Origin of the sequence: Kosakonia sp. 1610 (assembly GCF_050435845.1) — a bacterium.
GTDB classification, from domain to species: domain Bacteria; phylum Pseudomonadota; class Gammaproteobacteria; order Enterobacterales; family Enterobacteriaceae; genus Kosakonia; species Kosakonia cowanii.
The window spans coordinates 786,822-812,202 of the sequence record NZ_JBNDKZ010000001.1 but is presented as its reverse complement, the minus strand read 5'-3'; the positions used below and the strand labels follow the sequence as shown (position 1 = coordinate 812,202).

The window sequence follows — 25,381 nt, the reverse complement described above, 5'->3', positions numbered from 1 at the left end:
ATTATGACGAAAACCAGCGTGCGCATTGGCGCATTCGAAATCGATGATGCCGAGTTGCAGGGAGAGAGTCAGGGTGAGCGCAAACTGCATATTCCATGCAGTTCAGACCCTGATTTATGTATGCAGCTTGATGCCTGGGACGCGGAAACCAGCATTCCTGCGATCCTTAACGGCGAGCATTCAGTCCTTTATCGCGAACATTACGACGAGCAATCTGATACCTGGATCATGCGTCTTGCCTGATCCGATGGGAACCCGTCCGTGAGACGGGTTATTTACCTGCCTGATTTCCCCTGCCCCCATTCATCCCCTACACTTATCGTTACGTTGTACAGAACCGAGGATGGAATGTTCGCGCTGGTCTTATTTGTTTGCTACCTGGACGGTGGATGTGACGACATCGTGGTTGATGTCTTTAATAGTGAGCAACAGTGCCTGGCTGCGATGGACGATCAGCGTATGCGTCACGGCGGTTGTTTTCCCGTAGAAGATTTTATCGATGGCTTTTGGCACCCGGCGCGCGACTATAGCGATTTTTAACTACTGCAGTTGAACCAGCGTTAACTCACCGCCGAACACCGCGCCGGTGTCGATATAGTGCTGATTATGGGCATCGAAGCGCGCTTTCAGCGGCGTATGCCCAAACCAGAAGTCGTCCGCGCCTGCAATGCGCTCCCCTTTCCCGCACAGAAGCTGGTTAAGCCGCTCCCGCCGCCACAGCACCGACTCGCTATCCACCTCTTTTTGCCAGCCATACTCACTCGTCGGGTAATCAGCGTGGGCAATAATATTCAGCCTGTCGGGTGTCTGAAGCTCAAGGATATAGGGCAACTGCGCACATTTGTGCAGGGCATCAAGCGCCCGCTTTTGCTCCTCTTCATTAAGCTTTGCAAACCAGCCGCCGCCGTTCATCTGCCACAGCGCGCGGTTGTTTTCCCGCAGAGCGTCAATAGCCATCTGCTCATGGTTGCCGCGCACGGTGATAAACCAGCGCTGATTAAGCAGCGCCAGGCACTGCAAACTCTGCGGGCCGCGATCAATCAGGTCGCCGACGCAGATCAGCAGATCCTCATAAGGGTCGAAGTGACGCTCCCGCAGCGCCTGCATTAAGCGTTGATAGCAGCCGTGCAGATCGCCCACCAGCCAGATATGCCGCCACTGTGCGCCGTCGATACGTTGATACATAATTTCCCCCTCTTTTCAGTATAGAAAACAGGCAACGCAATCCCCTGAACGAATGAATGTTTTGAGAGGAGCGTTATGAAAAAAGAAATTGTCATCTGCAGGATTAAACAAGATGACAGTAGTAACGAGTCATGAGAATGTTCGAACATAACGTGCAGTGGAAGGCCGTCGTCCTTTGAACTGCATACTCATAATAAAAACAGAGAAGGGTTTTAAGAAATCTGTTGAAGGAAGGAACTGTAACCTCTGGCGACATCGTGAACTATGATTGTCGCCAGAGGTTACAGTAATGGAAAACGATAAGGTGCTGTCATTAAAGATCGTACTGCGAGATTACCTCTTCCACTTGCTTGCTAGTTTTGTATTTCTTTTTAAGCTGCTCTTGCTGCTTACGCGCAAGGTTGCAGTATTTATCCACTTCGACTTCAATCTCTTTTTGTCGGCTCTTAGATAATGAGCTGTCCCACTCACCGGCAAGATATTGACAGTTTTCAGCATTGGCCTGAAACGCTTTGATATCTGCCTGCATATCATCAGCCTGCGCAGAAGTACAACTTACTGTGAGTAACACCAATATTCCCGCTACCATAGATTTTTTCATCTTATCTCCCGTCCGTTGACCAATGAGGTTTATCCCTGGCACCACCATGAAATTTAATGAGATCATAACTACGGCCTATTTGATGAAGTTCTGTATTCATTCCATCTCTTGGAGGCGTTCTAATTATGACTTCATTATTATTTTTGTCAGTGATGTGCAGATCGCCCGTCCACGAAATATTCATATCTATCGCGCTGCCCTCCGTATGTCGGCTACGTAATGCCGGAGCAACGTTCAATCCTGTCATACCATAAGCTGCTACCATTGCATTGGCTTCACGCAGACTCTTTGCATCGTTTCCATGGTCCCATTCAATTTCTACGCCGTCCATCGCTGGCACGTCAGCAGCGCGAACTAATCCTCGGCTTATTTTCCAGCACCAGTGCATAAGGTAAGCTCTTTCAGGCGGTCGAAGAGTAGCTGCTATCGTTACCCTTGCTCCAGCGTCATTAAGCGCCGCCAAAAACTGCTCAACATTTGTACGAAAGGGGTAGCTTAATGTTTGAGTCGAGGTGCTACCTTCAAACTTATTCACCCAAGCTGCGCCACTTAACTCCTTCATTTTATTCTCCTTAATTTGACACGTGACAGAAGAATACTCTAATCGCTATGGAAGAAAAAGTTTTGCTGACCAAGTTTTAGAGTTAACAACTTGATTTACAATAATAAACCGATGAAAGCACTACACGAGTAACTGTACAAAAGACTTTGTCGAAGCATCTTGTAATTCTATTATCTTTTAATATGCAAAAAAGAAATTCACAATAATATTCAACAAGTTAAATAGACTGGAGACATGCAATTAATACAGCATTGAGATTTTACCTGGTCATAAATACATTGTAATTAGCAAGACGCCTACTTATTTGATTGTGTTATGGTTCAAACAGAATATGACCTTTTCAGGAGATTTCAGGAAACCTCTAGACACCCACGGATTAAACGCCATATTTCAGAGAGATAAAAAAAGACCGAATACGATTCCTGTATTCGGTCCAGGGAAATGGCTCTTGGGAGAGAGCCGTGCGCTAAAAGTTGGCATTAATGCAGGCTTAGTCGCCTTGCACCTTAAGAATAGATGACGACACCAGCTTTTCCAGTCCGCGACAAATGTGGTCAGAAAAATCCGGTAATTGTCACGTTTATCATAAAAAAACGCAGGCGGTGTTAACCGGACCTGCGTTTTTTTATGCTGAATCAGGTGATTTTCATCAGCCCGTGCAGAGGGATTTCGCGCGCTCGATAAAGGGGGCGAGGCTCATTTTCTGCCCGGGATGTGCTGGATCGTCAACCTGAATGATGCTGACAGGCTGACCGGTGCTTTTCCCACTGTCGACCTGTTTCTGCGCGATATCATTGAGCGGATACTGCACCAGCGTACTCGGGTTAATGGCGAACAACGCATTGCCCGGTCGGCAGGTCAACATTATCTCTTCGCGATTGAAGGCCCATTTCTCTTTGCCAACCTCGAAACGGCTGACGGTAATAACCTGCGGCGCAGCCAGCGCGGCGGCTGAGCTGGTCAGCATTAATACTGCAATCACACTCTTTTTCATTCTTTTCACCAGATTTATTCAAAAAGGCTCCCAGGTGGCAAACAGGCTTACCGCCGCCAGCACCAGCGCACCGATTATCAATTCTGCCCGGGTTAACGTTATAAAGCGCTGCCGCGCTCCGTTATCGACCAGGCTCAAGCGTGGCACCAGAACATACCGGTTCACAAGCGCGATTGCCACCATCAGCGCGACAAGCGCACATTTGAGCAACAGCATGCGACCCCAGGCGCTCTGCCACGGCCACCCCAGCCCCTGAATCAACACCGCATTAACCATGCCGGTAAGGATAACGCCTGCCACCGCTACGTGACCATAACGGGAGAAGCGCATCATCGCGCCAATAGCCGCAGGGTGGCTCCCCTCACGCGTAAGCTGCATACAAAACAGCACCGGCAGCAGGCCGCCCAGCCACATCGCCCCGCACAGCAGGTGCAGCCCATGGTTGATGTGTTGTAGCACGCCGGGCAGCCCTTCGCGCATCGCTGCGTGACCAAGCCCCGCCGCCAACAGAAACTGCAGCGCCGTCAGCAGCAGCAACTTCCTTTGCTGCGCTGGCTGCAACAGCCCGGCAAAGAGGGTCAGCAGCGCGAGGATGATTTGCCAGCCCAGCAGTGAACCTGCTTGCGTACCGGCAACCGCACGCCAGATCGCGGGCTGCCACACTTCCGGCCAGCCACCGGCCATCGTCCCGCCCTGCACCGCATAGAGCAACAGCGCGCTCAATGCCGTAAGGATCAGGCACACGCGCTGCAGCGGCAGGAAGTGTTGGGTGAGTGTCCGGCGCAGATCGCGCGGTGCCAGCCAGGCGCTGAACAGCGCGCTGCCAAATAACAGCATCAGGGCGGCGAAATGAATAAATCGCAGCCCGACAAAGAGCGATGACAGCATGTTACTTCACAGAAAAGCTGTACTGCCCGTGAGTTTTATGGCCGTCGACTGAGACCACATGCCAGCTAACGGTGTACTTGCCCGCTGTCAGAGGCTGTTCGAGCGGCACAATCATCTGGGTCTTATCCTTTTCATTACGCTTAACCGCCCCGGTTTTGATCGCCTTCTGCTGCTCGTCTGTCACCTTAATGCCGCTGAACGCCGGCTCAATCCCTTCTGAAAAGTTGAGCGTCAGCGCCTGCGGTGCTGCCGTCACATCGGCATCCGCAGCCGGATACTGGCCTTTGAGGTGGGCATGCGCCAGCACTGCCGGGGTGACAAAAAGGGTGGTCATGAGAGCAAAAGCGCGTAAGCGCTGCGTCGGGGAGATAAGCATAGAAGCATTCCTTTTTGTTATGCATACGATATAGAGGATAAACCTGTACAATAGTTGAGTCGAGTCTCATCGCCGCCACGCTTGTCTTTCTGCGACAGCCTTAGTAACTTTTGCCGCCTGAACTGAGGAGAATTTCATAATGACCAATCTTGCGCAGCTCGAACAAGAAGAGATGGATAAGGTGAATGTCGATCTGGCCGCCGCAGGCGTTGCCTTCAAAGAGCGCTACAATATGCCGGTTATTGCCGAAGCGGTTGAGCGCGAACAGCCCGAACATCTGCGCGGCTGGTTTCGTGAACGTCTGATTGCCCACCGGCTGGCCTCCGTCTCGCTCTCTCGCCTCCCCTATGAGCCGAAAATGAAATAATGGAGCCGACTATGTTACGTGTTATCGATACAGAAACCTGCGATTTGCAGGGCGGTATCGTCGAGATAGCCTCGGTGGACGTGGTGGACGGGCAAATCGTTAATCCCCAAAGCCACCTGGTGCGCCCCGACCGTCCCATCAGCCCGCAGGCAATGGCCATCCACCGCATTACCGAAGCGATGGTGGCGGATCAGCCGTGGATCGAAGAGGTTGTCCCCTATTATCACGGCAGCGAGTGGTATGTGGCGCACAACGCCAGCTTTGACCGCCGCGTGCTGCCAGAGATGTCCGGCGAGTGGATCTGCACCATGAAGCTGGCGCGGCGTTTATGGCCTGGGATCAAATACAGCAATATGGCGCTCTACAACTCCCGCAAGCTCAGCGTAGAGACGCCAGCAGGTCTGCATCACCACCGCGCGCTCTATGATTGCTATATCACCGCCGCCCTGCTGATTGACATTATGCAGGTCTCTGGCTGGAGCGCTGAGCAGATGACCACCATCACCGGACGCCCGGCGCTGATGACCACCTTTACCTTTGGTAAATACCGCGGTAAACCGGTTGCCGAGATCGCTGACCGCGATCCGGGCTACCTGCGCTGGCTGTTTAACAACCTCAACAGCATGAGCCCGGAACTGCGTTTAACGCTTAAACACTACCTTGGCGAGGGGTAATTACCCTTTGCCGGGCAGTGTCCCCTGCGCCAGCGCGATCAGAAACGCGTACTCCAGCGCCACCCCTTCGTAGGATTTAAAACGCCCCGATTTACCGCCGTGCCCGGAATCCATATCGGTGCAGAGCAGCAGCAGATTATCGTCGGTTTTATACTCCCGCAGTTTCGCCACCCATTTTGCCGGCTCCCAGTACTGCACCTGCGAATCGTGCAACCCGGTGGTCACCAGCATATGTGGATAGGGGTGCGCGCCAATATTGTCGTACGGGCTGTAGCCCTTCATATAGTGGTAATAGGTCTCATCCTGCGGATTGCCCCACTCCTCGAACTCGCCGGTCGTTAAAGGGATCGACTCATCAAGCATGGTGGTGACCACATCGACAAACGGCACCTGAGCGATCACGCCATGGTAGAGAGAGGGACGCATATTGATTACCGCGCCCATCAGCATGCCGCCCGCGCTACCGCCCATCGCGTAGCAGTATTGCGGCGAGCCGTAGCCCTGCTCCAGCAAACTGTCGGTAACATCAATAAAGTCATTGAAGGTGTTTTGCTTGTTAAGGAATTTCCCCTCTTCGTACCATGCATGACCCAGCTCGCCGCCGCCGCGAATATGCGCTATCGCGCAGACAAAACCGCGATCCAGCAGACTCAGGCGGCTGCTGCTGAAGTCCGCATCGATACTTGCCCCGTAGGAGCCGTAGCCGTAGACCAGCAGCGGATTCTCGCCTTTGCGGAAATGGTTGTGGTTGTAAACCAGCGAGACAGGCACTTCAACGCCGTCACGTGCCACCACCCAAAGATGCTCACTGCGATAGTCGCTGGCGTCAAAGCCCGCCACTTCCGTCTGCTTCAGTACGCGCCGCTCGCCGGTATCCATATCCAGCTCAAACAGCGTATCCGGCGTGGTCATTGAGGAGTAACCGTAGCGCAGCCGCGAGGTTTCCGGCTCGGGATTGTAGGCAAGCCAGGTGACGTAAGCCGGATCGTCAAAAGCAATGCCGACCACTTCCCGCGTCTTACGGTTGATCTGCCGCAGGCTTGTCAGGCCGCGCTGCCGCTCTTCGACCACCAGCCAGTCGGTAAACAGCGTGAAGCCTTCCAGCATAATGTGATCGCGGGCGGGAATTAACGCCTCCCAGCGCCGCTCATCGCGCACTTTGGTGCGATAGAGGCCGAAGTTTTTGCCATCGCGGTTGGAGCGCAGATAGAAGGTGTGCTGGTAGTGATCGAGACTGTACTCATGCTCTTTGCGCCGTGGCAAAAAGCAGAGCGGCTGCGCATCCGGCAGTTCAGCATCGAGCAGCAACACTTCGCTGGTGGTGGCGCTGGCAAGGTGAATGGTGATGTAGTGCTGCGAGGTAGTTTTGCTCAGCCCGACGTAAAAGGTGTCATCTTTCTCTTCGTAGACCAGTTCATCCTGCTGCGTCGGCGATCCGACCGTATGCCGCCAGACCTGATAAGGCAGCAGCGTGGTGGCATGTTTACGCACGTAGTAGACGGTCTCGGAGTCATTCACCCAGACAAAATCCGGCGAGACGTTATCGAGCACCTCCGGGTACCAGTTGCCGGTCTCCAGATTGCGAAAGCGCAGACCATACTGCCGCCTGGAGAGGAAATCCTCCGCCAGCGCCATAATGGTGTTGTCGGGCGAGATGTCGAGGCCGCCCATGGTGTAGAACTCGCTGTGCGAGGCGCGCTGGTTGGCATCGAGAAGAGTTATCCAGTCGTCCCATTCAGAGCTGAGCACCGACTGGCGCTGATAGATGGCGTACTCATTGCCCGGCTCATAAATGTGTCGGTAACGATAGCCGTTACGAATATAGGGCGCGGAGACTTCGCGCTGCGGAATGCGGGAGATGATCTCCTGCAGCAGGTCATCCTGCAGCGCTTGCTGGGAGGCCATCACTTCCCGCCCGTAATCATTCTCCTGATGCAGATAATCAAGCACCTCTGGCTGAGAGCGCGTGTCGTCCCGCAGCCAGTAGTAATTATCGACGCGGGTATCGCCATGAACGGTCATGGCGTGGGGGATCTGTTTTGCTTTCGGCAACATAGCACTTATCTTTTTTCTGTTTTCCATACCTATAAGGGTGGCAAAACAAACGCGCGTTGCAAGCGAAACGTTATCGCACTCAGGATGTAAGGGCGCGTTTTTGCTGCTGAAGATCCTGTTCGATGCCCTCGCGGACGTCCTGAGGCACCTTCAGCGCATCGCCCAGCGCGTTAAGATAGCTGCGCTCCATAAAGTGATCGATGTCGATAACCGCACAGCTGAGGAAGTAGAGCTCCAGCGCCTCCTCCTCATTTTTGACACCCTGCGCCAGCCGCGCCGGATCGAGGGGTTGCTCCAGCGCTTTCGTCACCAGCTCACGCCCCTGGGTTTCGATGCCCGCTTCGCGCAGCTGCGACTCAATTGCCGCCTGCTCCTGCTCATCAATATGACCGTCGCTTTTCGCCGCAAAGACCAGCGCCAGAATCAGACGCTCGGTGCGCACGTCCAGCGGCGACTGCTGCTGACCAAACTGCGGCTCATCCTGATGGGTTTCGCGAATGCGGTCTTTGTATTTGTTCCACAACACCGTACCGGCAACCGCCCCGCCGCCGACCAGCAGGGCGCCAGTGCCATATTTGGCGAGCAGTTTGCGTGATGATTTGTTGGCAACCAGCAGCCCGGCGAGACCGCCCAGTGCTCCCGGCACCAGCAGCTTATTTAAGCCCTGGCCCTCTGAGGAGGAAGGGGAGGATGTCGATGCACCGCTTTTCTGACCCAGCAGCGACTGTAATTGATTTAACCAGTTCATGATTTTCCCTCGCTTAACCGCTTTCGTCAGGCAAGAGTAAGCGAGGGAGATGTCAGGAAGTGTCTGTATCTGGAAAGATCAGGAAAATTTCGGCGCTATGGCTGCGATTTGTATGCCGCGCTGCCCGCCGGGCAGTCGACCATCACGCGGTAGTGAATATCGGCGCTTTTACCGCGCACGGTGAGCGGCACCGTCCACTTATCACCTTTGCCAGTGACCTCTTGCGGATTAACCCATACCACCGGATCCGCCTGACCAATTTTTTTCTGATCGTCTGCCCAACGCACAATACGGTTTTGCAGATAGTCGCGCTTAACGCTGGCGGCGATGCCTTCAGCGTTAAGCCCTTCACAGGAAGGAAACTTCACGACCTTCTGTGCGGCGGCATCTGCCGCCATACTGCCCGCCAGCAAAAACAGACCGGTTACTACCCCTGCTATTTTCATGCTTATCTCCTGGTTAATACCCATTCAAAGCATGGTACAAATTGCCGGCGGTGCAAGATCAGGCAACTTTCGCCCGCTTGCTGGCGCTTTTAATGTCGACCGCGTCAGAAGATTCATCTTCAGCACTTTTTGCCGAGGGTGCGCCCTCTTCGCTCTCTGTACCGGGCAGTTTGCCGGATTTCAGAATGCCATTGAGCGCATCTTTTTGCTCGGCGAGCCACATCGCCATGCGTTCACGGGTCTCTTCTTCCAGAGCTACCGGACCGGTGCCTAACCAGTCGCCCAGCACTTCCGCCAGGTCGAGCATTTTGTCGTAAGCATCGGCTTCCTTTTTGCTGGCAAAAGACATCTTTTCCTCACCTTCGCGAATGACTACGTATTTAACTTCTACCGCCATGATGCAGCCTCGTTTTACTGTGTATTTGTACAGTATAATAGCGCGATGAAAAAACCACCGCAAGTGAAAAAGACAGACGCAAACGTTTTCGTTATACTGCGCCCACTTTTTTTCTAATGGTACTTCGCTATGACTCTTTTAGGAACTGCGCTGCGTCCGGCAGCCACGCGTGTGATGTTATTAGGCTCAGGCGAGCTGGGCAAAGAAGTGGCTATTGAATGTCAGCGGCTCGGTATCGAAGTGATTGCGGTTGACCGCTATCCTGACGCGCCCGCGATGCAGGTGGCACACCGATCCCATGTGATTAACATGCTGGATGGCGAAGCGTTAAAAGCGCTGGTTGCCGAGGAGAAGCCGCACTTTATCGTGCCGGAGATCGAAGCCATCGCCACCGATGCGCTGATTGAACTGGAAGCGGCCGGTCAGCGTGTGGTTCCCTGCGCGCGCGCCACAAAACTGACCATGAACCGCGAAGGGATCCGTCGCCTCGCGGCTGAGGAGTTGCAGCTTCCCACTTCGAGCTACCGTTTTGCCGATAGCGAAGAGAGCTTCCGCCAGGCGGTGAGCGAAATCGGCCTGCCCTGCATCGTGAAGCCAGTAATGAGCTCATCGGGTAAAGGACAGAGCTTTATCAAATCTGCCGACCAGCTGGCCAGCGCGTGGGCCTATGCGCAACAAGGTGGTCGCGCCGGTGCCGGTCGCGTAATTGTCGAAGGCGTCGTGAAGTTTGATTTTGAGATAACCCTTTTGACCATCAGCGCGGTGGATGGCGTTCACTTCTGCGCACCGGTTGGCCACCGCCAGGAGGATGGTGATTATCGTGAGTCCTGGCAGCCGCAGCAGATGTCGGCCGCAGCGCTTGAGCGCGCTCAACAGATTGCCCGTGAGGTGGTGCTGGCACTCGGAGGACATGGTCTTTTCGGCGTCGAACTCTTTGTCTGCGGCGATGAGGTGATCTTCAGCGAAGTCTCCCCGCGCCCGCACGATACGGGAATGGTGACGCTGATTTCGCAGGATCTCTCCGAGTTTGCCCTGCATGTACGCGCCTTTTTAGGCCTGCCGATTGGCGCGATTCGCCAGTACGGCCCGGCCGCCTCTGCGGTGATTTTGCCGCAGCTGCACAGCCAGAATGTCACCTTTGATAATCTCCACCTCGCCGTTGACGCAGGCGTGCAGCTGCGCTTGTTCGGTAAACCGGAGATTGAAGGATCGCGCCGTCTGGGCGTTGCGCTGGCGATAGCCGAGGATGTTGAGAGTGCGGTCGAGCGCGCCGTGGCCGCTGTTGCTGCGGTGCAGGTCAACGGATAAAAAAAGCCCGGCGCGCAGTACGCCCGGGCTTGTTATCTGGCGGGTTTCATACCCGCCTGCTGATTACTGCTTCGCACCTTCAACGGCTTCGCGTGCCAGTGTGGTGATGCGATCGTAATCGCCTGCTTCCAGCGCGTCGGCCGGAACCAGCCAGGAGCCGCCGATGCAGAGCACGCTTTTCAGCGCCAGGTAGTCGCGGTAGTTAGCCGGAGAGATACCGCCAGTCGGGCAGAAACGCACCTGGGAGAAGGGACCGGCAATCGCCTGCAGCGCTTTGGTGCCGCCATTCGCTTCCGCCGGGAAGAATTTGAACTCTTTCAGGCCGTAATCCATGCCCAGCATCAGTTCAGAAACGGTGCTGATGCCCGGGATCAGCGGGATGGTGCCTTCGGTGGCAGCTTTCAGCAGCGGCTCGGTCAGACCCGGGCTGATGGCGAACTGCGCGCCCGCTTCGGTAACGTCCGCCAGCTGCTGCGGATTCAACACGGTGCCAGCGCCGATAATGGCGTCAGGGACTTCTTTTGCAATGGCGCGGATAGCGTCAATCGCGCATGGGGTGCGCAGCGTCACTTCCAGGACGCGAACGCCACCTGCAACCAGCGCTTTTGCCATCGGAACAGCGTGCTCCAGTTTGTTTACCACGATCACCGGTACAACCGGGCCGGTTTTCAGGATGGCTTCTGCACTTGTTTTCCAGTTTTTCATCAATCTTTTCTCTCGCCAGAATAAAATCTTGTCGTCTTAAAAAGTGATACAGGTTGCGCCCTGCTCTGCGCCGGAGAGCTTCTCTCGCAGCGCGCCGAACATTTCACGGCCTGTGCCCACGCGCATTGCGCTAAGGTCAGGAATATGCGGCTGACGTGCGGCAAGTTCGTTGTCAGCAACCAGCAGGGTCAACTCACCTGTCTGCCCGTTAACCCGGATTATGTCGCCATCACGCACTTTTGCCAGCAACCCACCGTCGTAAGCTTCAGGTGTCACATGGATTGCCGACGGCACTTTACCTGATGCCCCTGACAGCCGTCCATCGGTAACTAAGGCAATTTTGAAACGGCGGTCCAATAATACACCAAGTGGCGGCATCAGTTTATGTAATTCTGGCATGCCGTTGGCTTTCGGCCCCTGGTGACGCACCACGACTACGCAATCACGATCCAGCAGACCCGCCTCAAAGGCCGGTAATACGTCATGCTGGCTCTCAAACACCACCGCTGGCGCTTCAATGATCTGGTTCTCTACCGGCACGGCGGAGGTCTTCATCACCGCGCGCCCAAGGTTGCCGCTCAGTACTTTAGTGCCGCCATGCTGCGAGAACGGCTTATCAATGGTGGCGATAATCGAATCATCCAGCGACGCCGCCGCGCCTTCACGCCAGTCGAGTTCGCCATTATTCAGCCACGGCTCATGGGTATAGCGCGTCAGGCCGAAACCGGCCACGGTATTCACCTCTTCATGCAGTAAACCGCCCTTCAGCAGTTCGCGCATCAATACCGGCACACCACCCGCCGCCTGGAAGTGGTTGATGTCTGCCGGGCCGTTCGGATAGAGGCGCGCGAGCAGCGGCACCACTTCAGAGAGTTCGGAGAAGTCATCCCAGTTGATGATAATACCCGCCGCGCGCGCCATCGCTACCAGGTGCATTGTGTGGTTGGTGGAGCCACCGGTTGCCAGCAGGGAAACGATGCCGTTAACCACTACTTTTTCATCGGTCATTTTGCCAAGCGGCATCCACTCGTTGCCATTACCGGTCAAACGCGTCACCTGGCGGGCAGCAGCTTCGGTCAGCGCTTTACGCAGCGGCGCATCCGGGTGAATAAAGGAGGAGCCGGGCAGTTGCATGCCCATAAACTCAATCACCATCTGGTTGGTGTTGGCGGTGCCGTAAAAAGTACAGGTGCCTGGGGCGTGATAAGAAGCAGCTTCCGACTCCAGCAGCGCCATGCGATCGACTTTGCCTTCCGCATAGAGCTGGCGAATGCGCACCTTCTCTTTGTTAGCCAGGCCGCTTGCCATCGGGCCTGACGGCACGAATAGCGCGGGCAAGTGACCAAACGACAGCGCCGCCATTGCCAGCCCCGGGACAATTTTGTCGCAAACGCCAAGATAGAGTGCGCCGTCGAACATATTGTGAGAGAGCCCCACCGCCGCGGACATGGCGATCACTTCGCGGCTCAGCAGCGAGAGCTCCATCCCATCCTGACCCTGCGTCACGCCATCACACATTGCCGGTACGCCACCCGCTACCTGGCCGACCGCATTCACCGAGTGCAGCGCTTTACGAATAATGTCGGGATAGACTTCATAAGGCTGATGCGCGGAGAGCATGTCGTTGTAGGAGGTGATAATGGCGATGTTGTTGCGCAACATGCTTTTGAGCGAGGCTTTATCTTCGGGCTGGCAGGCGGCAAAACCGTGCGCCAGATTCCCGCAGGCCAGTGTCGAACGACGCACGGTATTGCTTTTGGCTTGCTCAATGCGCGCCAGGTAGGCTGAGCGGGTTTCGCGGGAACGTTCAATAATGCGATTTGTTACGCGTAACATTACTGGATTCATAGAGGCTCCTGAAATTTATCTGTTTGGGGAGAGCGTGCTAACCGTGCGTTTCATTATGCGTAACAAGCTGAAAACACCTGAGCGCCGCGCCCCAAAGGCAAAATCACTGCAGCCAGTGTAATAAAAAAAGCCCCGCTGGTGAATCCAGCAGGGCTTTGAAAAAGAAAAATTGTTCGCAGAGCTGTGTTAGATCATGTTACCGGTAAAATTGCGCAACATGCGTTTCAATGGTTACTCGAATTCGTTCCACGAGCGGCCATCGCGGGTGATCATCGCAACCGAGGCTACCGGGCCCCAGGTACCGGCCTGATACGGTTTCGGTGAGTCGTTGTCAGCAGCCCAGGCTTCGGTAATGGAGTCGACCCATTTCCACGCCTCTTCCACTTCATCGCGGCGCACAAACAGTGCCTGAATGCCGCGCATTGACTCCAGCAGCAGGCGCTCGTAAGCATCCGCCAGGTGGGTCTCGTTGAAGGTTTCGGAGTAGCTCAGATCCAGCTTAGTGGTCTGCAAATTGTGTTTATGATCCAGCCCCGGCACTTTGTTGAGGATCTGGATATCCACCCCTTCGTCCGGCTGCAGGCGAATGGTCAGCTTGTTCTGCGGCAGCTCCTGCCAGGACTCTTTAAACAGATTGAGTTCCGGGTTTTTGAAGTAGACCACGACTTCAGAACATTTGGTTGGCAGACGTTTACCGGTACGCAGGTAGAACGGCACACCGGCCCAGCGCCAGTCGTCGATATCAACGCGGATCGCAACAAATGTTTCCGTATGGCTCGACTTGTTCGCGCCCTCTTCTTCCAGGTAGCCCGGCACTTTCTTGCCCTGGGCGAAACCGGCGGTGTACTGACCGCGTACGGTTTTTTCCCGCACGTTGGTGCGATCGATACGACGCAGGGATTTGAGCACCTTCACTTTCGCGTCGCGAATGCTGTCGGCAGTGAGATCGGACGGCGGTGACATGGCGATCATGCAGAGCACCTGCAGCAGGTGGTTCTGGATCATATCGCGCATCTGCCCGGCCTGGTCGAAATAGCCCCAGCGCCCTTCAATGCCTACCTCTTCCGCAACCGTGATCTCGACATGATCAATGGTGCGGTTATCCCAGTTATTGACGAACAGGGAGTTGGCAAAACGCAGCGCCAGCAGGTTGAGCACCGTCTCTTTACCGAGGTAGTGGTCGATACGGTAAACCTGGCACTCTTCAAAATACTCGCCTACCTGATCGTTGATCTGACGGGAGGTCTCAAGGGAGTTACCGAGCGGCTTCTCCATCACGACGCGAGCCGGTTTGGCGTTAAGTTTCGCGGCACCGAGTCCTTTACAGATGGCACCAAAAGTATCCGGCGGCATCGCAAAGTAGTTGATGGTGGTGCGGTTTTTCTGATCCAGCATCGCGCCGAGGCGTTTGAAGGCAGGCGTGTCGTTTACATCAAGATTGCAGAAATCGAGACGACCGCTCAGCTTGTCCCACAAGCTTTCGTCGATCTTCTCTTTCATAAAGGTTTCGAGCGCTTCACGGACCACTTTGGTATAGGCTGCTTTGTCCCAGTCGGCGCGGCCGACCCCGAGAATCCGCGTCTCCTCATGAATTTGACCGGCCTTTTCCAGCTGGTACAGGGAAGGCAGCAATTTCCGGCGTGCGAGATCGCCTTTCGCGCCGAAAATGACCAGGTCACACGCCTGGGCTGTTTGGACTACCGCCATGTCACTCTCCTCAGTTAGCTATCCTGAAGCTATCGTGCGCTTCAGTTGTAATTTTATTACACTGCACTGTACTGCTTTTACGTAATTCCCGAAACTATCAGGCCTTGTCAGGAAGTGCGTTATTGGGTTGTCATGAAAAATGCGCATATTTGCGCCGATTGCGCGGCTTATTTGCCCACCAGCCGCTGGCGAAAATCCGACTCTGATCATGTTATGAAAAAAAACAACAACATTTCAGCGTATCACTTACCTTTCTACCCTGCGCAGGCGTAATATCGACGCAAACTGCGTAACGATTCGCGCAATCAGTGTAATCGTTTCACCAGGAGCGCATTAACGCCTATGAATATGCTGGAAAAAATCCAGTCCCGACTGGAACACCTTAGCAAATCAGAACGAAAAGTCGCGGAAGTAATCCTCACCGCGCCGCAGCTGGCTATCCACTCCAGTATCGCCGCGCTTGCGCAACAAGCGGAGGTCAGCGAACCGACGGTAAACCGCTTTTGCCGCAGCCTGGACACGCGCGGCTTTCCCGACTTTAAACTGCATCTGGCACAAAGCCTCGCCAACGGCACGCCCTATGTTAATCGAAATGTCGATGAAGATGACAGTGTAGAAGCCTACACCGGCAAAATCTTCGAGTCGGCGATGGCGAGCCTCGATCACGTGCGTCAGTCTCTTGATATGGCTGCGGTTAATCGCGCTGTCGATCTGCTAACCCAGGCGAAAAAAATCGCCTTCTTTGGTCTGGGCTCCTCTGCGGCCGTCGCCCACGATGCGATGAACAAGTTTTTCCGCTTTAACGTGCCGGTGGTCTACTCCGATGACATTGTGCTGCAACGCATGAGCTGTATGAATTGTAGCGATGATGACGTCGTTATGCTGATTTCCCACACCGGCCGCACAAAAAGCCTGGTGGAGCTGGCGCATCTGGCGCGTGAAAACGATGCCATGGTGATTGCGCTAACCTCAGCGGGAACGCCGCTGGCGCGCGAAGCAACCCTTGCTATCACGCTGGATGTCCCTGAAGATACAGATATCTATATGCCGATGGTGTCCCGTCTTGCGCAACTGACGGTCATTGATGTGCTGGCGACCGGGTTCACATTACGCCGCGGCGCAAAATTCCGGGATAACTTGAAGCGAGTCAAAGAAGCGCTCAAAGAATCGCGCTTTGATAAGGAACTGCTTATCAAAGACGATAATCATTAAGAGACCATAACAAAAACGGTAGTTACTTACGCTATTCGGTTAGCGGCCTTGCCTGTCACGGCGCGCGTAACCCGAATTCATGTTCACGCAACACCTCGTTATTTCAGTCAACGGAGTATTACATGTCCAGAAGGCTTCGCAGAACCAAAATCGTCACCACTTTAGGCCCGGCCACCGACCGCGATAACAACCTCGAAAAGGTTATCGCTGCTGGCGCTAACGTGGTGCGGATGAACTTCTCACACGGAACACCGGAAGATCATAAATTACGCGCGGACAAAGTGCGTGAGATTGCGGCAAAACTGGGACGTCATGTTGCTATCCTTGGCGATCTACAAGGACCGAAGATTCGCGTCTCCACTTTTAAGGAAGGTAAGGTTTTCCTTAACATCGGTGACAAATTCCTGCTCGACGCTAACCTTGGCAAAGGTGAAGGCGATAAAGAGAAAGTCGGCATCGACTATAAAGGCCTGCCTGCTGACGTGGTGCCGGGCGACATCCTGCTGCTGGATGATGGCCGCGTGCAGCTCAAAGTGCTGGAAGTTCAGGGCATGAAGGTGTTCACCGAAGTGACCGTCGGCGGCCCGCTCTCCAACAACAAAGGCATCAACAAACTGGGCGGCGGCCTTTCTGCAGAAGCGCTGACCGATAAAGATAAAGCGGATATCGTGACCGCCGCGCTGATTGGCGTCGATTACCTCGCCGTCTCCTTCCCGCGCTGCGGTGAAGATCTCAACTATGCACGTCGTCTGGCGCGTGATGCAGGTTGCGATGCGAAGATTGTCGCCAAAGTCGAGCGTGCAGAAGCGGTGTGTAGCCAGGATGCGATGGACGATGTGATCCTCGCCTCTGACGTGGTGATGGTTGCCCGTGGCGACCTTGGCGTTGAAATTGGCGACCCGGAACTGGTCGGCATCCAGAAAGCATTGATTCGTCGCGCGCGTCAGCTGAACCGTGCGGTGATCACCGCCACGCAGATGATGGAGTCGATGATCACCAACCCAATGCCGACCCGCGCGGAAGTGATGGACGTGGCGAACGCCGTGCTCGACGGCACTGATGCCGTGATGCTCTCCGCGGAAACCGCAGCCGGGCAATACCCTTCCGAAACCGTTGCCGCGATGGCGCGCGTCTGCCTGGGCGCAGAGAAGATCCCAAGCATTAACGTCTCCAAGCACCGCCTCGATATTCAGTTCGACAATGTCGAAGAGGCGATTGCCATGTCAGCGATGTATGCCGCCAACCACCTGAAAGGCGTTACGGCGATCATATCGATGACCGAATCGGGTCGTACCGCGCTGATGACCTCGCGTATCAGCTCCGGTTTGCCGATTTTTGCCCTCTCCCGCCACGAGCGCACTCTTAACCTGACCGCGCTCTATCGCGGCGTGACGCCGGTCTATTTCGACAGCCATAACGACGGCGTTGCCGCGGCCAACGACGCGGTGAACCTGCTGCGTGATAAAGGCTACCTGCTCTCCGGCGATCTGGTGATTGTGACGCAGGGTGACGTGATGAGCACCATCGGCACCACTAACACCACGCGCATTCTAACCGTCGAATAACGGATTCTCAGAAAGTAAAAGGCCTCTCGCAATGAGAGGCCTTTTTTTGGCTATTTCTTTTTGTAGAGCTCTTTGCGCTTATAGGGCTCGATCTCACCCGGCTTGCGCGTTTTCAGCAGCTTCAGGATCCAGGTGTACTGCTCCGGATGCGGGCCGACAAAGTTCTCCACCTCTTCATTCATCCGCCGCGCGATGGTGGTGTCATCCGCTGTCAGCAGATCGTCCATCGGCGGGCGCACCAGAATCGTCAAGCGGTGCGTTTCAGCATCGTAAACCGGGAAAAGCGGCACCACGCGGGCGCGGCACACTTTCATCAGGCGACCAATCGCCGGCAGCGTCGCTTTGTAGGTGGCGAAGAAGTCGACAAATTCGCTCTGCTCGGGGCCGTGATCCTGATCCGGCAGGTAATATCCCCAGAAGCCGTTGCGTATCGAGTGGATAAAGGGCTTGATGCCGTCATTGCGGGCATGTAAGCGGCCGCCAAAACGCAGGCGCACCTTGTTCCACATGTAGTCGAAGACTTTGTTGCCCTGGTTATGGAACATCGCCGCGATGCGCTTGCCCTGAGAGGACATCAGCATCGCCGGAATATCGACACCCCAGGCATGCGGCACGAGGAAAATGACGCGTTCATCGTTGCGGTGCATCTCATCGATAATCTCTCTGCCCTGCCACTCAATCCGTGAGGCAACTTTTTCCGTACCGCGCAGCGCCATTTCGGCCATCAGCACCATCGCCTGCGGCGCGGTGGCAAACATATGATCGATGATCGCTTCGCGCTCGGCTTCACTCTTTTCCGGGAAGCAGTAGTAGAGGTTGATCTGCGCACGACGGCGGGCACTTTTTCCGCGTCGTCCGGCAAAACGGCCCAGTTTCGCCAGAAGCGGATCGCGAACGGAGGGCGGGATCAGGGCAACGCCGGCAAAAGCCAGCACCCCAAGCCAGGCGCCCCAGTGACGCGGATGGCGAAACTCGCTCTCAAACTGAGGAATGTATTCACTGTTATTTTTTTTGGTTTCCATGCATCGTCCGCTGGTCAAAAATCTCAACAAGATAAGGGGATAGTGTAGCGATGCGTTATCTTTCGCACAAAAGTAAAAGCCGATGCTAAGCAAGCACCGGCTTTGAACGCCTGATTATTACGCGAATTACTCCAGTCGCAGCTGAGGTAATACCTCTCTCACCTGCGCCAGGTAATCCTTACGATCCGAACCGCTCAGCCCTTCCGTTCTTGGCAGTTTAGCGGTCAGCGGGTTCACGGCCTGCTGGTTGATCCATACTTCATAGTGCAGATGTGGCCCGGTGGAGCGCCCGGTGTTGCCCGAGAGCGCGATACGATCGCCACGTTTCACTTTCTGCCCCGGTTTCACCAGCAGTTTACGCAGGTGCATGTAACGCGTGGTGTAGGTGCGCCCGTGGCGGATAGCAACATAGTTGCCCGCCGCGCCGCTGCGCTTCGCAATCACCACTTCACCGTCACCGACGGCGAGCACCGGCGTCCCCTGCGGCAGGGCAAAGTCGACGCCTTTGTGCGGCGCAACGCGCCCGGTGACCGGGTTAAGGCGACGCGGGTTGAAGTTAGAGGAGACGCGGAACTGCTTCGCGGTCGGGAAACGCATAAACCCTTTCGCAAGGCCGGTGCCGTTACGATCGTAGAATTTGCCATCTTCGGCGCGGAACGCGTAGTAATCTTTACCGTCAGAGCGCAAACGCACGCCGAGCAACTGGCTCTGCTCCTGCTTGCCGTCAAGCATCTCACGGGACATCAATACTGAGAACTTATCGCCTTTTTTCAGTTTGCGGAAATCCATTTGCCACTGCATCGCTTTGATGACGGCGCTGACTTCGCCGCTGCTCATGCCGGCCTCTTTCGCACTGGCAACAAAACTGCCGCCGACGGTGCCATTCATCATCTTATTGACCCAGTCGCCCTGCTGCATCTCGCTGGACATCTTGAAGCCGTTTTCGGTGCGGTCATAGGTGCGGGTTTCGCGACGTGACATCTCCCACGTCAGACGCTGTAAATCACCATCAGCGGTTAGCGTCCAGGAGAGCTGTTGGCCGATTTTCAGATTACGCAGCTCTTTATCCGCGGCGGCAAGCTGGCTGATGTTGCCCATATCTATGCCGTACTGGTTCAGGATGCTGCTGAGCGTATCGCCGGTCGAGACAACATATTCGTGTACACCCGCTTCGTTGGCGGTTTTCTCGTCCAGCTCATCTTGCGGAATATCGTCAACGTCATCCGCCGTGGACTGGTCAATTGGTTCACTGGCTTCAGGCAGCAACGAGCGGATTTCGCTTTTAGGCAGCTCGATGGCTTTGACAATCGGCGCGTTATTTTCGGGGTGATAAACGTAGGGCCGCCAGACGGCGACCGTGAGGGTCAGTACGGTGAGCGACCCCAGCATCACGCGATGGGGTCGCGGCAAATTGTTAAATGCCAGGGCGACAGAGCGGGCTATCTGTTGCACGTGTTCACTTCCTCGTTATTCTCCTTTCAGGCAGCTCGCATACTGGGAAGAGAGTTGTGTAAGGAACTGGGGATAGCTCTCTTTACCCAACTTGATACCGATGCCGAGTGGATCCAGCGTTCCCATGCGAACGGAGGTTCCTCGTGCAACAGCTTCAACGACCGCTGGCCTGAACTGTGGCTCAGCAAAAACGCAGACCGCTTTTTGCTCAACCAACTGTGTTCTGATTTCATGTAAACGCTGCGCACCAGGCTGAATTTCAGGGTTGACGGTAAAGTGACCCAGCGGAGTCAGACCGTACTGTTTTTCAAAGTAGCCGTAGGCGTCATGAAAAACGAAATACCCCTTCCCTTTCAGCGGTGCCAGCTCGTTACCGACCTGCTTATCGGCCTGGGCTAATGATGCCTCAAATGCCTTCAGGTTGGCGTCCAGCTTGGCTCGACTTTGCGGCATAACTTCCACTAATTTATCGTGGATTGCAACCGCCGAAAGCCGTGCAATCTCTGGGCTTAACCACAAATGCATGTTGTATTCGCCATGATGGTGATGATGCTCACTATTTTCGTCGTGATCGTGACCTTCATGACCCTCATGCTCATCTTCATCCGCGCCTTTCATCAGCTGCGATTTCACGCCGTCGAGTTGCGCCATCACCACCTGTTTTTGCGCAGGTACCTGCTGAGCAGATCGCACCATGAAGGCTTCCATTTCCGGCCCAACCCAAAAAAGTAAGTCCGCGTTTTGCAAGCGTTTTACATCAGAAGGACGCAGAGAATAATCATGCTCGGAGGCACCGTCTGGCAGGATAACTTCGGTGGTGGTCACGCCATCTGTAATGGCGGATGCAATAAAGCCCAGCGGCTTAAGCGAAGTGACGACGGCGGCGTTAGCGGATTGTGCTGTTAGGGTGAGAAACGCAGCGGAAAGCGCTGCGCAAAGAAGCGTATTTTTATGTAACATAATGCGTCTATTCATCGTAATGAGTGTGTGGAATGTGATATTATAACATTCGACAACTTCTGCAACCCCTTAAATGCTATGACGAATCTTATAACGCTTGAAAATGTCAGCGTCGCTTTCGGTCAACGCCGCGTGCTCTCTGACATCTCTTTAAATTTGCGTCCAGCTAAAATTCTGACGCTGCTCGGACCTAACGGCGCGGGTAAATCGACGCTGGTGCGCGTCGTACTTGGCCTGGTAGCACCCGACGCGGGGGTTATCAAGCGCGATAAAGCGTTGCGCATCGGCTATGTGCCGCAAAAACTGCAGCTCGACGCTACCCTGCCTCTTACTGTAGGCCGCTTTATGCGTCTGCGCCCAGGCACGCGCAAAGAGGATCTGATCCCTGCGCTGAAACGCGTACAGGCAGCCCACCTGATCGATGCCCCGATGCAGAAACTCTCCGGCGGTGAAACGCAGCGCGTGCTGCTTGCCCGCGCCCTGCTCAATCAGCCCCAGTTGCTGGTGCTGGACGAGCCAACCCAGGGCGTTGACGTTAATGGCCAGGTCTCGCTCTACAATTTAATCGACGAGTTGCGCAAAGAGCTGGATTGCGCGGTGCTGATGGTCTCCCACGATCTACATCTTGTGATGGCCAAGACCGATGAGGTGCTCTGCCTCAACCACCATATCTGCTGCTCCGGTACGCCGGAAGTGGTCTCCCTGCATCCCGAATTTATCTCTATGTTCGGCCATCGCGGCGCAGAACAGCTTGGCATTTACCGCCACAACCACAATCACCGCCACGATCTTCAGGGCCGCATTATTTTACGCCAGGGTAACGGACACTCATGATTGAACTTTTACTGCCCGGCTGGCTGGCCGGGGTTATGCTCGCCTGCGCCGCCGGGCCGCTTGGCTCCTTTGTCGTCTGGCGACGCATGTCTTACTTCGGCGATACGCTGGCACACGCGTCTCTGCTCGGTGTTGCCTTTGGTTTGCTGCTGGATGTTAACCCGTTTTACGCGGTAATTGCCGTCACGTTACTGTTAGCCGCAGGCCTGGTGTGGCTGGAGAAGCGTCCCCATCTGGCGATCGACACGCTGCTGGGGATTATGGCGCACAGCGCGCTCTCGCTTGGCCTGGTGGTAGTCAGCCTGATGTCCAACATCCGCGTGGATTTGATGGCGTATCTCTTCGGTGATCTGCTGGCCGTTACGCCCGAGGATCTGGTTGTTATCGCCCTTGGTGTGGTGCTGGTAGTTGGGATCTTGCTCTGGCAGTGGCGCAACCTGCTGTCGATGACCATCAGCCCGGAACTGGCCTTTGTCGATGGCGTGAAGTTACAGCGCGTTAAGCTGCTGCTAATGCTGGTCACCGCCCTGACCATTGGCGTGGCGATGAAGTTTGTCGGCGCGCTGATTATCACCTCCCTGCTGATCATCCCGGCTGCCACGGCGCGGCGCTTTGCCCGCACCCCGGAGCAGATGGCAGCAGTGGCTGTCGGCGTCGGGATAATTGCCGTCACCGGCGGGCTGACCTTCTCCGCCTTCTACGACACGCCAGCTGGCCCCTCTGTGGTGCTCTGCGCCGCGGTGCTGTTTATCTTCAGCATGTTGAAAAAGAGCGCCAGCTAAATTCGCTCCCTCTGCCAGCGCTGACCGGCGCTGGCACTGCTCATCAGGGCATTTCCGGCGGCGTAATGCCGAAGTGATCCCAGGCGCGCGGCGTTGCCATGCGGCCGCGCGGCGTACGCTGTAAAAAGCCCTGCTGAATCAGATAAGGCTCCAGCACATCTTCAATGGTCTCGCGCTCTTCACCAATCGCCGCAGCAAGGTTATCCAGCCCCACCGGACCGCCAAAGAATTTATCAATCACCGCCAGCAGCAGTTTACGGTCCATATAGTCGAAGCCCTGGGCATCGACATTGAGCATATCGAGCGCCTGGGCGGCAATCTCCGCGTCGATATCGCCATCGTGCTTCACTTCCGCGAAATCGCGCACGCGGCGCAGCAGACGGTTTGCAATACGCGGTGTGCCGCGGGAGCGGCGTGCCACTTCCAGCGCCCCCTCTTCGCTCAGCTCAAGCCCCATAAACCGCGCGCTGCGCCCAACGATATGCTGCAGGTCAGCCACCTGATAAAACTCCAGGCGCTGGACAATGCCAAAGCGATCGCGCAGCGGTGAGGTCAGCGAACCGGCGCGGGTCGTTGCGCCAATCAGCGTAAAGGGCGGCAGATCGATTTTGATGGAGCGCGCAGCAGGGCCTTCACCAATCATGATATCGAGCTGGTAATCCTCCATCGCCGGGTAGAGCACCTCTTCCACCACCGGCGACAGACGATGAATTTCATCGATAAACAGCACGTCATGGGGTTCAAGGTTGGTGAGCATGGCGGCCAGATCGCCCGCCTTTTCCAGCACCGGGCCGGAGGTGGTGCGCAGATTCACGCCCATCTCGTTCGCCACGATATTTGCCAGCGTTGTTTTACCCAGCCCCGGCGGGCCGAAAATCAGCAGGTGATCCAGCGCGTCACCGCGCAGTTTCGCCGCCTGGATAAAGATCTCCATTTGCGAGCGCACCTGCGGCTGACCGATATACTCAGCCAGCAGCTTTGGTCGAATCGCCCGATCCGCAACTTCTTCTACAATTGTGCTGGCGGCGGCAACCAGGCGGTCTGCTTCAATCATCCTCTACCTCACAACGCCGCACGCAGCGCTTCACGGATCAGGGTTTCACTGTTGGCGTCCGGACGCGCGATTTTGCTGATCATCCGGCTCGCTTCCTGCGGTTTATAGCCCAGCGACACCAGCGCGGCAACGGCTTCTTGCTCGGCATCATCCGTAGAGGGGCTTGCTGGCGACGCCAGCACCAAATCTGCCGCCGGAGTAAAGAGATCGCCATGCAGCCCTTTAAAGCGGTCTTTCATCTCGACAATCAGGCGCTCAGCGGTCTTCTTACCTATGCCCGGCAGTTTCACCAGCGCGGCGGGATCTTCACGCTCAACGGCATTCACAAACTGCTGCGCCGACATGCCGGAGAGGATCGCCAGCGCCAGCTTCGGCCCAACGCCGTTGGTTTTGATCAGCTCACGGAACAGGGTGCGCTCCTGCTTGTTGTTAAAGCCGTACAGCAGTTGCGCATCTTCGCGCACCACAAACTGCGTAAAGACGGTCGCCTCTTTGCCGGCATCCGGCAATTCGTAGAAGCAGGTCATCGGCATATGAACTTCATACCCTACCCCACCGACCTCAAGCAGGACCAGCGGGGGTTGTTTTTCGACAATAATGCCTCTGAGTCTGCCTATCACGTGACGCTCCTGCGCTAAGTGCTAAAAAAGTAATGCTGTATCATAAAAAAAGGCTGGATAGATATCCAGCCGATAATGAAGGAAAAAGCGCGAACCCGCTTCAGGAATTCACGTAATAGTCCGGATCGTGCAGATCGGTTAATAAATCACGCCCCGCAGGTTGCCATCCCAGCGTCCTGCGCGTCTGTTCACTTAAGGCCGACATCTCCATACCGGCGAAGCCAGCAAACCAGCCAAAATGCGACGCCTCGCGCGGCTCTGCGGGCACCCCGAGCATCTTGCCGATTGCGATGGCAATCTCACGCATCGCGATACCCTCTTCCGCCACCGCATGATACACCGGTTGCGTCACACCGCTCTCCAGCGCCAGCCGGTAGACAGTTGCCGCGTCATTGCGGTGTACCGCCGCCCAGCGGTTGCTCCCGTCCTCCTGCCAGGCAGAAACGCCGCTCTGTTTCGCGAGCGCAATCAGGAACGGAATAAAGCCCCGATCGCCCACGCCATGTACCGTTGGTGCCAGCCGTACGCAGGCGGCCTTTACACCCTGTTGCGCCAGCGCCAGCGCGGCCTGCTCTGAGCGGCGCAGGTAATCCGGCCCGCTGGCAGGCGCGTCCTTTTCTGTCGCCGGGCGTCCCGCTACCAGCCGCGCAAGGCCGGACGTTACCAACAAGGGACGCGAACTTCCGCGCAGCGCATCACCCATCACGGTAATGGCGCGCTCATCCTGAGCGCAATTTTCTGCAAAGCGGGAGAAATCATGATTAAACGCGGTATGGATCACCGCATCGGCCTTTGCCGCTGCATCAAATAGCAGCTGGCTGTCATCAAGCGTGCCATAAACCGCCTTTCCCCCTGCGGCGATAAACGCCCGGGCTTTCTCCTCATTACGCGCCAGGCCGCTCACCTGATGGCCTGCGGCTAATAACACCTCTGCTACTTTTGCGCCGACCCACCCGGTCGCGCCCGTCAGAAAAACATGCATCTGTGTCTCCTTATGTTGACTCGCGCCGCTATCCTGC

Annotated in this window: 28 protein-coding genes; 9 read left to right on the top strand and 19 right to left on the bottom strand. The window is 55.6% G+C overall.

What is annotated here, in order from left to right; translation table 11 throughout:
- Positions 1-3 precede the first annotated feature (3 nt).
- Complete coding sequence (locus ABIC80_RS03915; protein WP_023480127.1) at positions 4-243, top strand: YebV family protein; 240 nt, start codon at positions 4-6, stop codon at positions 241-243.
- Between the two features lie 105 nt (positions 244-348).
- The gene (locus ABIC80_RS03910) at positions 349-540 is read left to right on the top strand and encodes a YebW family protein (RefSeq protein WP_023480173.1); all 192 of its coding nucleotides are present in this window, start codon (positions 349-351) and stop codon (positions 538-540) included.
- Here ABIC80_RS03910 and pphA read toward each other — a convergent pair whose 3' ends face one another.
- From pphA to yobA, 6 genes are all read right to left on the bottom strand, one after another.
- The gene (gene pphA / locus ABIC80_RS03905) at positions 541-1,185 is read right to left on the bottom strand and encodes a protein-serine/threonine phosphatase (RefSeq protein WP_429175567.1); all 645 of its coding nucleotides are present in this window, start codon (positions 1,183-1,185) and stop codon (positions 541-543) included.
- 313 nt (positions 1,186-1,498) lie between these two features.
- Positions 1,499-1,786, bottom strand: a complete 288-nt coding sequence (locus ABIC80_RS03900; RefSeq protein ID WP_312423879.1) for a hypothetical protein — start codon at positions 1,784-1,786, stop codon at positions 1,499-1,501.
- 1 nt (position 1,787) lies between these two features.
- Positions 1,788-2,348, bottom strand: a complete 561-nt coding sequence (locus tag ABIC80_RS03895; RefSeq protein ID WP_429175565.1) for a peptidoglycan-binding domain-containing protein — start codon at positions 2,346-2,348, stop codon at positions 1,788-1,790.
- Positions 2,349-2,997: 649 nt separating this feature from the next.
- On the bottom strand, positions 2,998-3,342 hold the full coding sequence (locus ABIC80_RS03890; protein WP_200133682.1) for a YebY family protein: 345 nt from the start codon (positions 3,340-3,342) through the stop codon (positions 2,998-3,000).
- Positions 3,343-3,360: 18 nt separating this feature from the next.
- Entirely contained in the window at positions 3,361-4,230 is an 870-nt protein-coding gene (copD, locus tag ABIC80_RS03885) for a copper homeostasis membrane protein CopD (RefSeq protein WP_429175563.1), read from the bottom strand.
- Between the two features lies 1 nt (position 4,231).
- Positions 4,232-4,606, bottom strand: coding sequence for a CopC domain-containing protein YobA (yobA, locus tag ABIC80_RS03880; protein WP_429175561.1), 375 nt, complete (start codon positions 4,604-4,606; stop codon positions 4,232-4,234).
- A 136-nt stretch (positions 4,607-4,742) separates the two neighbouring features.
- On the opposite strand from yobA, the gene ABIC80_RS03875 reads away from it, so the two are divergent.
- Together ABIC80_RS03875 and exoX are read left to right on the top strand one after the other, a co-directional pair.
- Entirely contained in the window at positions 4,743-4,973 is a 231-nt protein-coding gene (locus ABIC80_RS03875; protein ID WP_042714382.1) for a DNA polymerase III subunit theta, read from the top strand.
- Positions 4,974-4,984: 11 nt separating this feature from the next.
- Positions 4,985-5,647 (top strand): exodeoxyribonuclease X, encoded by a 663-nt coding sequence (exoX, locus tag ABIC80_RS03870; RefSeq protein ID WP_429175560.1) that lies wholly within the window; start codon positions 4,985-4,987, stop codon positions 5,645-5,647.
- On the opposite strand, the gene ptrB is transcribed toward exoX, so the two are convergent.
- From ptrB to ABIC80_RS03850, 4 genes are all read right to left on the bottom strand, one after another.
- The gene (gene ptrB, locus ABIC80_RS03865; protein WP_200133678.1) at positions 5,648-7,702 is read right to left on the bottom strand and encodes an oligopeptidase B; all 2,055 of its coding nucleotides are present in this window, start codon (positions 7,700-7,702) and stop codon (positions 5,648-5,650) included.
- 79 nt (positions 7,703-7,781) lie between these two features.
- Positions 7,782-8,453 (bottom strand): tellurite resistance TerB family protein, encoded by a 672-nt coding sequence (locus tag ABIC80_RS03860; protein WP_429176473.1) that lies wholly within the window; start codon positions 8,451-8,453, stop codon positions 7,782-7,784.
- Between the two features lie 92 nt (positions 8,454-8,545).
- Positions 8,546-8,896 carry a protein YebF gene (gene yebF, locus ABIC80_RS03855; protein ID WP_312278032.1) on the bottom strand — a complete coding sequence of 117 codons (351 nt, stop codon included), beginning with the start codon at positions 8,894-8,896 and terminating at the stop codon, positions 8,546-8,548.
- 58 nt (positions 8,897-8,954) lie between these two features.
- Positions 8,955-9,293 carry a YebG family protein gene (locus ABIC80_RS03850; protein WP_023480125.1) on the bottom strand — a complete coding sequence of 113 codons (339 nt, stop codon included), beginning with the start codon at positions 9,291-9,293 and terminating at the stop codon, positions 8,955-8,957.
- 129 nt (positions 9,294-9,422) lie between these two features.
- Here ABIC80_RS03850 and purT point away from each other — a divergent pair, with 129 nt between their 5' ends.
- Positions 9,423-10,601: a formate-dependent phosphoribosylglycinamide formyltransferase gene (gene purT, locus ABIC80_RS03845; protein WP_429175557.1), complete on the top strand. Its 1,179-nt coding sequence runs from the start codon at positions 9,423-9,425 to the stop codon at positions 10,599-10,601.
- 63 nt (positions 10,602-10,664) lie between these two features.
- On the opposite strand, the gene kdgA is transcribed toward purT, so the two are convergent.
- The 3 genes from kdgA to zwf form a co-directional block, all read right to left on the bottom strand.
- Complete coding sequence (gene kdgA, locus ABIC80_RS03840; RefSeq protein WP_200133675.1) at positions 10,665-11,306, bottom strand: bifunctional 4-hydroxy-2-oxoglutarate aldolase/2-dehydro-3-deoxy-phosphogluconate aldolase; 642 nt, start codon at positions 11,304-11,306, stop codon at positions 10,665-10,667.
- A gap of 36 nt (positions 11,307-11,342) precedes the next feature.
- Positions 11,343-13,154, bottom strand: a complete 1,812-nt coding sequence (gene edd / locus ABIC80_RS03835) for a phosphogluconate dehydratase (RefSeq protein WP_429175555.1) — start codon at positions 13,152-13,154, stop codon at positions 11,343-11,345.
- A 231-nt stretch (positions 13,155-13,385) separates the two neighbouring features.
- Positions 13,386-14,861 carry a glucose-6-phosphate dehydrogenase gene (gene zwf, locus ABIC80_RS03830; protein WP_042713375.1) on the bottom strand — a complete coding sequence of 492 codons (1,476 nt, stop codon included), beginning with the start codon at positions 14,859-14,861 and terminating at the stop codon, positions 13,386-13,388.
- Positions 14,862-15,203: 342 nt separating this feature from the next.
- Here zwf and ABIC80_RS03825 point away from each other — a divergent pair, with 342 nt between their 5' ends.
- Positions 15,204-16,073, top strand: coding sequence for a MurR/RpiR family transcriptional regulator (locus ABIC80_RS03825; protein ID WP_023480183.1), 870 nt, complete (start codon positions 15,204-15,206; stop codon positions 16,071-16,073).
- 122 nt (positions 16,074-16,195) lie between these two features.
- A complete protein-coding gene (pyk, locus tag ABIC80_RS03820) occupies positions 16,196-17,638 on the top strand; it encodes a pyruvate kinase (protein ID WP_094420719.1) in 1,443 nt (480 codons plus the stop codon).
- Between the two features lie 50 nt (positions 17,639-17,688).
- Here the strand turns inward: pyk and lpxM are convergent, their stop codons facing one another.
- The 3 genes from lpxM to znuA form a co-directional block, all read right to left on the bottom strand.
- Entirely contained in the window at positions 17,689-18,660 is a 972-nt protein-coding gene (gene lpxM, locus ABIC80_RS03815; RefSeq protein WP_054803271.1) for a lauroyl-Kdo(2)-lipid IV(A) myristoyltransferase, read from the bottom strand.
- Between the two features lie 126 nt (positions 18,661-18,786).
- Entirely contained in the window at positions 18,787-20,112 is a 1,326-nt protein-coding gene (gene mepM, locus ABIC80_RS03810; protein ID WP_312278028.1) for a murein DD-endopeptidase MepM, read from the bottom strand.
- Positions 20,113-20,127: 15 nt separating this feature from the next.
- The gene (gene znuA, locus ABIC80_RS03805) at positions 20,128-21,072 is read right to left on the bottom strand and encodes a zinc ABC transporter substrate-binding protein ZnuA (protein WP_023480042.1); all 945 of its coding nucleotides are present in this window, start codon (positions 21,070-21,072) and stop codon (positions 20,128-20,130) included.
- Between the two features lie 78 nt (positions 21,073-21,150).
- Between znuA and znuC the strand changes: the two genes are divergently transcribed.
- Both znuC and znuB read left to right on the top strand, forming a co-directional pair.
- A complete protein-coding gene (gene znuC / locus ABIC80_RS03800) occupies positions 21,151-21,906 on the top strand; it encodes a zinc ABC transporter ATP-binding protein ZnuC (RefSeq protein ID WP_429175552.1) in 756 nt (251 codons plus the stop codon).
- Positions 21,903-22,688: a zinc ABC transporter permease subunit ZnuB gene (gene znuB, locus ABIC80_RS03795; protein ID WP_263754458.1), complete on the top strand. Its 786-nt coding sequence runs from the start codon at positions 21,903-21,905 to the stop codon at positions 22,686-22,688. The genes znuC and znuB overlap by 4 nt, the downstream gene beginning before the upstream one ends.
- Before the next feature lie 43 nt (positions 22,689-22,731).
- Here the strand turns inward: znuB and ruvB are convergent, their stop codons facing one another.
- The 3 genes from ruvB to ABIC80_RS03780 form a co-directional block, all read right to left on the bottom strand.
- Entirely contained in the window at positions 22,732-23,742 is a 1,011-nt protein-coding gene (gene ruvB / locus ABIC80_RS03790; RefSeq protein WP_094420727.1) for a Holliday junction branch migration DNA helicase RuvB, read from the bottom strand.
- 8 nt (positions 23,743-23,750) lie between these two features.
- Positions 23,751-24,362: a Holliday junction branch migration protein RuvA gene (gene ruvA / locus ABIC80_RS03785; RefSeq protein ID WP_023480105.1), complete on the bottom strand. Its 612-nt coding sequence runs from the start codon at positions 24,360-24,362 to the stop codon at positions 23,751-23,753.
- 100 nt (positions 24,363-24,462) lie between these two features.
- Complete coding sequence (locus ABIC80_RS03780) at positions 24,463-25,344, bottom strand: SDR family oxidoreductase (protein WP_305208192.1); 882 nt, start codon at positions 25,342-25,344, stop codon at positions 24,463-24,465.
- Positions 25,345-25,381 lie beyond the last annotated feature (37 nt).